This is a genomic window from Frankia tisae (assembly GCF_025403405.1).
Taxonomy (GTDB): domain Bacteria; phylum Actinomycetota; class Actinomycetes; order Frankiales; family Frankiaceae; genus Frankia; species Frankia tisai.
Genome location: NZ_JANEZT010000273.1, coordinates 1 through 9,410 on the forward strand (window position 1 = coordinate 1; position 9,410 = coordinate 9,410).

Genomic DNA, 9,410 nt, shown 5'->3' on the forward strand with positions numbered 1-9,410 from the left:
GTGCCAGACGGCTACCCGGCGCCGAGCCTGCGCTACGCCGGCCCGGCGGTCCCCATCAGGCAGCGAGGGTGTGGTGGGTGAAGAAGTCCCACATGACGGCGGAGGCGTCCGGTGCCGGCGGCGGCGGATCGGCCTGCTCGCGTGGTCGGGCACCTCCTGGCCAGGCATGCCCGGCGCCGGTGATGCTGTACAGCTCGACGGCGCCGCCGAGCGCGCACGGGCCGTAGACGCCGTGGACGACGGCGCCCTGCCGGGAACGGGCCGGCGTGGCCGGGCAGCCGTCGCGGCCGGTCCAGAACGCCATCGCCTCGGCCACCGACCGGTCGGCGCGCTCGTCGCCCTGGCGCAGCCCGATGGACGACTCGCCACCGTCGTAGCGGACCTTGTCGTCAGCGGTGCCGTGAAAGGCGATGACCGGTAGGGGCCGGCTCGGCGCGCAGGCGGTGGTGTTCATGGCGCCGGAGACGGGGGCGATCGCGGCGATGCGCCCGGCGAGTTCGCAGCCCAGCCGGTAGGACATCATCGCGCCGTTGGACATCCCGGTGGCATAGATCCGCGCCGGATCCACCGGGTAGTCCCGGGACAGCTGGTCGAGCAGGGCGGCAACGAAGCCGACGTCGTCGACGCCGTTGTCGTGGGCGTAGCCGCAGCACGTGCCCGCGTTCCAGGTCAGCAGAGCCGTCTGGCGCCGGCCGGTGCCGTCCGGGTAGACGGCGAGAAAGCCCTCCCGGTCGGCGACCGCGCTCATCCCGGTCTGCTGCTCGGCCTGGCGGGCGGACCCGCCGCCGCCGTGCAGGACGAGCACGACTGGCAACGCGCCTCTGGTCGCGGGCATCGCGCTGGTCGCGGGGGCGGCAACGGACGGCACGTGGACGAGGTAGGTGCGTTGACGGCCGTCGGGGGTGGTCAGTGTGCGACCCGTGGTACCGGCGTGCAGCGCTGGCCCGCCGATACTCCCGACCGTCGCCGGGGAAGTCGAGGGCGGGGAGGCCGAGGGCGGCGCGGAGCCTGGTCCAGCCGGTCCCGTGCCGCCCTTGGCCTCCCCCACACCGGCCGATCTGCCGCCCCCGCACGCACCGAGGGCGGTGAGAAGCAGGACACCGATGACGAGACCGGCCGCGGCGGCCGGCGCGGGGCGCGGGGATCGCCGGCGCCACGGCCGGCCTCGAGCCATCCCGCCGGATGCCGCGCGCTCCGTCCCGGACGAACGCGCCCGGCCCCGTCCGACTGCGCCGGCGGTGTCCCACCGCATCCACGACCTCACGTTGCCGAAGGTAGGACCGCCGGATGTGAGAAGGGTGAGAGGTCAGCTGGGGCGACTCAGCCGAGACCGCGGGAGTCCTGCTTGAGCGCCGTGTCGATGGTGAGGGCGGCGGCGACGACCAGGCTGTGCAGCGGCTGCGGCAACGGCCGGTGGATCTGGACAACGTAGTTGTCGGCCGTGGTGAACATCGTCCGCATGAGGCCCTCCCAGGTCTTGGTGACCCGGGCGACCTCGACGTCGGCGTGGTCGACGATCGAGAAGTTCCACGCCCGCCAGTTCTCCGCCTTGATCGCCCCGACCGTCGTGCCGCCCGACTGCAGATCGAACCGGATCCGGCCGAAGACGTTCTGCTGCGCGATGACGCCGAGTTCCGCGCCGTCCGGCAGCGAGACGATCACCTTGGACTTGAACACCTTCGCCGGACGGTGCAGGAGCAGCTGGACGGTGCCGGCGGCGTCGCGGACCTCGAGACGGTGGGAAAAGTACTGGTCCCAGGAGGTGAGCACCCGTGCAGCCTTCTTCAGCGCGCTTTGGCCGACCTCCACGACCGAGCCGATCTGGCGGCCGCCCTGGTCGAACACGGCGTACTCGTTCGTCACCTCGATGATCTTGGTCTTCTGGTTGACCACCAGCACGGGCTCACTGAACAGCGTCCCGCCACCCGGCCCCGCCGGTTGCACACCGGCCTGTTCCTCGACCTGCCGTTGCACCTGCTCGGCGTTGTAGTTGGTATGCACCGCACCCGGCTGCACGCCCAACGGCGTGCCCCACGTCTGCCCCGGCACGGCCGCGCCCTGCCCCTGCCCGGCCCCGCCGTAGTGGGCAGCCCCGCCGGGCTGCCCGCCCTCGGAGTAGTAGGCAGCCCCGCCGGGCTGCCCGCCCTCACCGGCCTGGGCCTGCGGCGCCGCCGGCTGGATGTGCTCGGTCCACTGGTTGCCGTCCCACCATCGGGAACCGTGCTGCCCGCTCGGATCGGCGTACCAGCCTGGCGGGACGGTCTGCGTCATGGCGCCACTTTGGCATCTGCCACCCGCACAAGGCCACACCGACATCGGTGTCCGAGTCCCGACATCAAAGCGCCTTCTCGGCGACGAGGCCGCCGGTGACGTGCAGGCGGCGGGTCACCGCGACGGTGTCGAGCATGCGGCGATCGTGGGTGACGAGCAGCAACGTGCCGGTGTAGCCGGCGAGCGCCTGTTCGAGCTGTTCGATGGCGGGCAGGTCGAGGTGGTTGGTCGGCTCGTCGAGCACCAGGCAGTTCACTCCGACGGCCTGCAGCAGCGCGAGGCCGGCCCGGGTCCGTTCCCCCGGCGACAGCGAGGCCGCGGGCCGGGTCACCTGGTCCGGGCCGAGGCCGAACTTGGCGAACAGGGTACGGACCTCGGCCGCAGGCCATGTCGTCGCCCGCTCGGCGACGACGAGGGCGGTGGTCTCGCCGCGGAACAGTCCTCGGACCTGGTCGATTTCGCCGAGACGCACCCCGGTGCCGAGGGACTGGCCGCCCGCGTCGAGCGGCAGCCGGCCGAGCAGCGCGCCCAGCAGGGTCGTCTTGCCGCCGCCGTTCGGCCCGGTGATGACGATCCGGTCAGCCCAGGCAACGGTGAGGTCGACCGGTCCCAGGGTGAAGGCGGGCCGGTGCACGACCGCACCGGTGAGGGTCGCGACGACGTCGCCGGAACGGGGGGCGGCCGCGATCGACATGCGCAGCTGCCACTCCTTGCGCGGCTCCTCGACCCCCTCCAGCCGGTCGAGGCGGGACTCGATCGACCGGACTCGCGCGGCGCTCTTCGTCGCCGCCTCGATGCGCGCGCCCCGGGCGGCCCGGTCGCTGTCGGGCATCCGCCGCTTGGCTCGCACCGAGCCGCGCACGGACTGCTCCCGCTGGCGCTGCGCCTGCGCGACGAGACCGTCACGCTGGTCGGCGTAGTCCTCGTACCGATCCCGGGCCTGGCGCCGGGCGACCTCGCGGGCCTGCAGGTAAGCCGCCCATCCGCCGGCGAACAGGGTGAGACCGTGCTTGTGCGGGTCGATCTCGGCGACGGTGTCGATGGTGCGGTCGAGGAACTCGCGGTCGTGGCTGACGACGACAAGCGCGCCGGACACCCCGCGGACGAAGCGTTCGAGCCGGTCCAGCCCGTCGAAGTCGAGATCGTTGGTGGGCTCGTCAAGCAGGGTGATGTCGAAGCGGGACAGCAGGACGCTCGCGAGCGAGCCCCTCGCGGCCTGGCCGCCGGACAGGGCGGTCGTCGGGCTGTCGAGGGCGTCGGCGGGCAGGCCCAGCTCGGCGCAGACCTCCTCGGCGCGGACATCGAGGTCGGCGGCGCCGAGGGCGAGCCAGCGCTCCAGCGCGACGCTGTACCGGTCGTCGGCACCGGCGACGCCCGCCGACAGCGCCTGCGCGGCGTCGTCGAGTTCCCGCTGCGCGGCGTCGACCCCGGTGCGGCGGGCGAGGAACGCCCGCAGGGTCTCGCCGGGCAGCCGGTCGGGTTCCTGGGGCAGCAGGCCGACGCCCGCGGTCGGCGGCGCGAGATCGACCCGCCCCTCGTCCAGGGTGACCAGCCCGGCGAGAGCCCGCAGCAACGTCGATTTGCCGACGCCGTTCGGCCCCACCACCCCGAGCCGATCGCCGGGTGCGACGGTGAGCGAAACACCGTCGAGAACAGTCGCCCCACCGCGGGTGACAGTGAGGCCGGAGGCGACAAGAGTTGCGGACACCTGGCCAGTCTCCCGCATCGCCGGCGTGTCGCGGCTGCCCGCCCACGCACCGCTGCCAGGGCATCCGCCGAACCCGGGCAGGTCGAGCCGCTCACCCCGGCCGAGAACACAGGTTCGATCCCTTGTCCAGTCTCGGGGCCGGGAGTCCGCGGGGATACGGGAGTCCGCAATACGGGAGTCCGCGGGGATAGTGGACGCATGCGGCTCAGCGGTGTCGAGGCCCGAGCGCGGTTCGCCGCCGCTCGGGTGGCCCGGCTGGCCACCGTCGGCGCGGATGGCCAGCCGCTCGTGGTACCCGTGACCTTTGCCGTCGAGGCGGTCCGTGGGACCCTCGGGGCCAGCCACATTGTGACCGTCGTCGACCACAAGCCGAAGAGCACCCGGACCGGGCTGCGGCGGCTGCGCGACATCCGCAACAACCCGCTGGTCAGCCTGCTGGTCGACCACTACGACGACGACTGGGCGCGACTGTGGTGGGCGCGGGCCGACGGGAAGGCGCGCATCGTGGAGGCCGGGGATCCGTGGCACGCCACGGCCGTCGCCGCCCTGACCGCGCGCTACCCGCAGTACCAGCAAATCCCGCCGGCGGGACCCGCCATCGTCGTGGCCGTGACCCGCTGGTCCGGCTGGTCCTACGCCGACTCCCCCGGGGCCGCCTGAACCACGTCGGGCCCGCCCCGGCCTCGGGAGTTCCAGGCGCGGGGGCGGTCCCACCCGGCGGGCAGCGCGTCAGGGGTTCGCCACGTCGGGTCCGGCCGGAAGTCGGTCCAGGTGCCGTCGAAGGGGAACGCGCCGGCCTCCACCAGCCGTAGTAGCCGCTCCCCCTCGGCGCGCACCGCGTCGGGATCGGGCACCCAGTAGTGGTCGGGGTAGGCGAGACGTTCTTCCAGCTCGTGCTCGTCCTTCCACTCCCAGGTCCGCTCCGGCGTGACCCACAGGTCGAGGTCGTGATCGGTGGTGTCGACGCCGACGAGGTCGTCGTGACGCCAGGCGACGGCGGGCTCCTCCAGGTTGATGTACCAGCGGACGAACCGTCCCTGCCAGTCCCAGAACCACCACACCGAGTTGGCGCCCCGCGGCGGGATCAGCATGAAGATGTTCGGCCCGCGCCACACGGTCGTCGTCATCACCGTCGGCTGGCGGATCCACTCGGCGAAGGGCATGTCCCGTAGCCCGCGGCCGTCGGCGCTGAGCTCGACGGCCATCGGGCAGCCGTGCGGGATCCACAGCCGCAGGCCGCGCTCGTCGTGGCCGACGACGTGGCCGGTCCGGACGAAGACCAGCCGCTTCGTGGTGAACGACCGGTGCACGACCACCTCGCCGGGCGTGTACGGCGCGGCCGTTGTCAGGCTCCTGGCAGCTCCGCCCGGCGCCGCCTCCGCAGCCAGGCGGGAAATCGACCCGGTCGAGGACGCCCCCGCAGCCGAGACCCCGGCCGGCCGGGGCGGCGTCGAGGCGGGACCAGGACCATTGACCGCTGGACTCTCCGGCATCGTCACCGCCTGACTGTACGGCGAAGGCCCGCGTGGGCCGCGACTTCCGGCCCGCCCGCCCGGACCGAACGCGCGGCCCGCCCGAGCCGAACGGCCCGGGAAGCCCTCTCGGCTGACCGGTGGACCGGATCTGATCAGCGGCCGCCAGCTGTCCACCTGGTGATTGTCCCGTCCCCGGCGGGCGCGCCGTTGACGAGGATGTCGGCCCGGCCTGCGACGTCCTCGGCGGCGAAGTACCGATCTTCATGGCGGGCCCAGCGTTCCCAGTGCGGGGCGAAGGTGTCCCCGTCCCGGGCGAGGGCGCGCCGCCGCCGCACCTGCACCGGGGCCGCGACGCAGACCAGCCCGCTGAGCAGGGGCGCCCCCGCCTGCGCGCCGGCGCCGACACCCTCGACGACGATGGTCGCGGTTGCCGGGTCCAGGGTCCGGTCGGCGCCGTAGCACCGCCGGTGCCAGTCGTAGCTGCGCCAGCATGGCTGCTCCCCGCGGGCCAGCGGCCGCAGGATCCGCGCGACGAGCTGATCGATGCCGGCGGCGAGCCCGTCCCACCCGTCGTACAGGTCGTCCATCTGCACCACGGGCGCGTCGAGTCGCTCGGCGACGGCCTGCGCGAGCGTCGTCTTACCCGCGCCGGAGCGCCCGTCGACGGCGAGTACCCGCGTGTCCCCCGCCCGCGGCGCAAGGCCGGCCGCCCACCGCGCGATGCCCGGCGCCGGGCTCGCCCCGACGCGGCTGTCCCCCACCTCAGCAGCTCCCCTCGCCCTCACCCACGCACGCACGCCGGACCGGGTTCCGCAGGACGCCGAACGGTTCGCCGCTCCCGGCGGCCTGGCGCGTCGCGACCTGCGTGTTCATTCAAGCTTTCCCAAATCGTCGACACGCGGCAATTCGAGGATTACCAGCCGCCTCCTTCCACGACAGGAAAGCACGAATATGGTCAAGGTGCGACTTGTCGGATATCACCCCGGCCGGGGTTGGGATCAGGTTAGGACGTGGGGAGGGAGTCGGCCGATGTCCGCTCGGGGCACATCCCAGCGTGGCGGTCGGGTGATCGCCTACTTCGTCGTCCCGCTCGCCGTCCTCGCAGTGGTGGTGGGCCTCGCGGCGGCCTGGGGTTCCCGGTCGTACTTCTCCGAGGACGCGAGCTCCGCTGCCACGATCCCGGACCGGATCCCCCGGGCCGGGGCGCCGCCTCAGCCGCCGGGCCGATCCACCTCGACCGCCTTCGACTTTATCAAGATACCGAGTACACCGCCGCCTTCCGCGGCCTCCCCGTCCGCGTCTCCGTCCCCGTCCGCGTCCGCCCTGTCGGCCACGAGCACGGCGCCGAGCTCTCCGCGGGTCGTTGCCACTCCCCTGCCGGGCAAGCTCCCGGCGCCCACAGCCGGCGCCGCGGCGCCGGGCGCGCAAGCCGGTCCCGTCGGCGCGGCAACGCGGCGCGAACCGGCCCAGGTTGCCCCGGCGCCGGCCCGCACCATCCCGGCCACCTTCGCGAACCTCGCGACCGGCTTCTGCCTGGACAGCAACCGCGAGTCCGGCTACACCCTGGGGTGCAACGGCACCGATTACCAGAAGTGGACGGCGTACGGGTACGGAGAAATCGTTCTCAGCAACAAGGCGACCGGCCTCTGCCTCGCCAGCGACAGCGACGGCCGAGCCTTCCCGGTAGCCTGCGCAACCGGCGACAGACAGCGGTGGACGATGCGAGAGGACCGGTACGGCACGGTCAACTTCGTCAGCGTCGGCACCGGTCGATGCCTGGACAGCAACGCCGACCGGCAGCTCTACACCATGGACTGCAACGGTGGTTCCTACCAGCGATGGGACCGCGGCTGACACACCGGCGCCGTCCAGTCCTCGCGGCTGACAGGGTAGATCGCGTGCGTCTCCTCGTGCAGGTACGCGGCCGCCGCCTCCACCGCGTATCCCCGCCCCCACCAGGGCCGGCCGATGTACCAGATCGCCTCGACGCCGGGCCAGCCCGGCTCGCTCCACAGCCCCGCCCGGGCGAACTCCGGGTCGGCCCAGTCGGCCCAGATCCTGGTGAACCCGTCGACGTCCCCGTTCTCGATCGGCCGAAGGATCAGCCGGGTTGTCGTCAGCGTGGGAATGTTCATGGCAGCAGATTGGCCTGAGGCCAGATCAGTGGGTGGGGACCGGTTCCCGGCAGGGGCGTGCCGCGGCGGACCCGCCCCGTGAGGGGCCGCCGCGGCACGCCACTACGGGTTCAGCCGGGGGTCAGCCGGCGGGCTGGAGGGACCAGCCGCGGTCCTCGCTGAAGACGGGCGACAGGGCCACCAGCGGCGGGAAGATCAGTGCGGGGTGGAGTCCGAGCGTGAGGTCGTTCTCCACGACGCCGATGTTGACCGTGCCCGGTCGTGGCCCCTCGGTGATCCGCCATTCGCGGGGCTCCGGGAGGGGCCGGACCCGCTCGAAGACGTCCGGGGAACCGTCGAAACCGACGAACAGCGGCGCGGAGGCCTGCCGGATCGTGTAGGTGCTGTCACCGTTGCTACCGTTTCCGGACTGCTTGATCTCCCATTCCTGCCCGGGGCCCTCACCCGGCAGGAGGAAGATGTTGTTGCGATCGGGGGAGCTCAGAGTCAGGTTGTCCCGGCCGTCGATGCGGATTCGGTATACGCCGTCAGCGATCTTTCCCACGGTCAGCCCCGTTTCTGGTCGTCAGGCAGCCGGCCGTGACACGGCCGGCTCTGGGCGGGATGATGCCGCGCCGCGGCAGGATGTCCCTGCGCGGCCGGTACCGGCGGGTTGCCGGTGCGGCGGGTACTGCAACGGCGCGCGGGCATGGGGATGCGCGATGGACGTGTCATTCGAAGGTGAGGTGCGCCGCCCGCGGCGCCGGGCACCATCATGCCCCCGCCCGGCCCGACAGGCCGCGAGCGCCACACCGGATTCCGCGGGGCAGCGAAATGACCGTAGCCGGGATTCCTCGTCACTCTCGCACTGGCACGCCCAGCGGACCCGCCCGCGTCCGCATTCTTGCGGGGATGGCCGACAAACCGATGGGCGCGGCTGGTCAATGCCCTCGAAGCTCCAGCCGTTATCCTCGCTGAAGACCGGCGAGAGCGCGATCAGCGGCGGGAAGACGAGCGCCGGGTGCAGCCCCGGGGTCAGCTCGTTGTTCGGCACACCGATGGTGAAGGCATCGAGCCGCGGCCCGTCGCTGATCCGCCATTCCCGCGGCTACCCGAACGTCCGGGCGCGCTCGAAGGTATCCGGCTTGCCGTCGAAGCCGAGAAACTGCGAGGAATCCGCCCGACGGATCACCCAGGTCTCGCTGCCCGCCTGCTGGAACTGCCATTCCTGCCGGCCGGCGTGCTCCGGCAGTAGGACGACATTGTCCGCGGCGGCACCGGTCAGTACCTGCCTCCCGTCGAGCGTGATCCGATAAATTCCATCTTGCACACCTGCCATGACCCACCCCGCTTCTTGGCGCGCGGCCGACCCAGCCGTTGAGCACCCGGGCTCCGCACGAGAATCATGCTTTGCTGTCAAATCGATTGTTCGTGGGCGGGATGGCGTCGTCAACCAGAATGCGGATTGCAGGAAGGTAGGTGGTGGGCGAATCTACCCAAACAGCGCGACCGTCGCCGACTTCGGTCGCATGACTCTCGCCTACCCGCCCATCCGCGATCCTCCGCGTCCGGACGCGGCGTCGGCTGCCAGCCGGTGCGACCGTGGTGAACGCCGAACCGCTCTTGTACCGACAGCCCGAAGCCCGGATTGCTCAGTGGTGCAGGCCACGCGGGAGGGACCGCCAGACCTGGCGCGGGTGGGCCGCGACGTCGGCGGTGCCGGCCGAGGCGCGCGGCCTCTCCCTGCGACCGCGCATCGCCCAGCGCGAGAACATGGCGGTCCTCTCCGTGGGCGCGCAGGGCAGCCGTGGGCGGGAGGCCCGCCACGGCATAGCCAAGGCA

At 72.4% G+C, this 9,410-nt stretch carries 10 protein-coding genes; 2 read left to right on the forward strand and 8 right to left on the reverse strand.

Going from position 1 to position 9,410, the window contains the following annotated elements; translation table 11 throughout:
* Positions 1-55: 55 nt before the first annotated feature.
* The 3 genes from NBZ85_RS22255 to NBZ85_RS22265 form a co-directional block, all read right to left on the reverse strand.
* Positions 56-1,048: an extracellular catalytic domain type 1 short-chain-length polyhydroxyalkanoate depolymerase gene (locus NBZ85_RS22255; protein WP_438803101.1), complete on the reverse strand. Its 993-nt coding sequence runs from the start codon at positions 1,046-1,048 to the stop codon at positions 56-58.
* Between the two features lie 272 nt (positions 1,049-1,320).
* On the reverse strand, positions 1,321-2,271 hold the full coding sequence (locus NBZ85_RS22260) for an LURP-one-related family protein (protein WP_261558263.1): 951 nt from the start codon (positions 2,269-2,271) through the stop codon (positions 1,321-1,323).
* Between the two features lie 64 nt (positions 2,272-2,335).
* Positions 2,336-3,979: an ABC-F family ATP-binding cassette domain-containing protein gene (locus tag NBZ85_RS22265; protein WP_261558262.1), complete on the reverse strand. Its 1,644-nt coding sequence runs from the start codon at positions 3,977-3,979 to the stop codon at positions 2,336-2,338.
* Between the two features lie 198 nt (positions 3,980-4,177).
* Here NBZ85_RS22265 and NBZ85_RS22270 point away from each other — a divergent pair, with 198 nt between their 5' ends.
* Positions 4,178-4,639, forward strand: a complete 462-nt coding sequence (locus NBZ85_RS22270; RefSeq protein WP_261558261.1) for a TIGR03668 family PPOX class F420-dependent oxidoreductase — start codon at positions 4,178-4,180, stop codon at positions 4,637-4,639.
* Here NBZ85_RS22270 and NBZ85_RS22275 read toward each other — a convergent pair.
* Positions 4,612-5,472, reverse strand: a complete 861-nt coding sequence (locus NBZ85_RS22275) for a ribonuclease FAU-1 family protein (RefSeq protein WP_261558260.1) — start codon at positions 5,470-5,472, stop codon at positions 4,612-4,614. The two genes, NBZ85_RS22270 and NBZ85_RS22275, sit on opposite strands and share 28 nt — an antisense overlap.
* 134 nt (positions 5,473-5,606) lie before the next feature.
* Positions 5,607-6,215 (reverse strand): nucleoside/nucleotide kinase family protein, encoded by a 609-nt coding sequence (locus NBZ85_RS22280; protein WP_261558259.1) that lies wholly within the window; start codon positions 6,213-6,215, stop codon positions 5,607-5,609.
* A gap of 268 nt (positions 6,216-6,483) precedes the next feature.
* On the opposite strand from NBZ85_RS22280, the gene NBZ85_RS22285 reads away from it, so the two are divergent.
* Positions 6,484-7,308: an RICIN domain-containing protein gene (locus NBZ85_RS22285; RefSeq protein ID WP_261558258.1), complete on the forward strand. Its 825-nt coding sequence runs from the start codon at positions 6,484-6,486 to the stop codon at positions 7,306-7,308.
* On the opposite strand, the gene NBZ85_RS22290 is transcribed toward NBZ85_RS22285, so the two are convergent.
* From NBZ85_RS22290 to NBZ85_RS32790, 3 genes are all read right to left on the reverse strand, one after another.
* Positions 7,284-7,589 carry a GNAT family N-acetyltransferase gene (locus NBZ85_RS22290; RefSeq protein ID WP_261558257.1) on the reverse strand — a complete coding sequence of 102 codons (306 nt, stop codon included), beginning with the start codon at positions 7,587-7,589 and terminating at the stop codon, positions 7,284-7,286. The genes NBZ85_RS22285 and NBZ85_RS22290 overlap by 25 nt on opposite strands.
* Positions 7,590-7,710: 121 nt before the next feature.
* Positions 7,711-8,133, reverse strand: coding sequence for a ricin-type beta-trefoil lectin domain protein (locus tag NBZ85_RS22295; RefSeq protein WP_261558255.1), 423 nt, complete (start codon positions 8,131-8,133; stop codon positions 7,711-7,713).
* A gap of 543 nt (positions 8,134-8,676) precedes the next feature.
* Entirely contained in the window at positions 8,677-8,907 is a 231-nt protein-coding gene (locus tag NBZ85_RS32790; RefSeq protein ID WP_308205027.1) for a ricin-type beta-trefoil lectin domain protein, read from the reverse strand.
* Positions 8,908-9,410 lie beyond the last annotated feature (503 nt).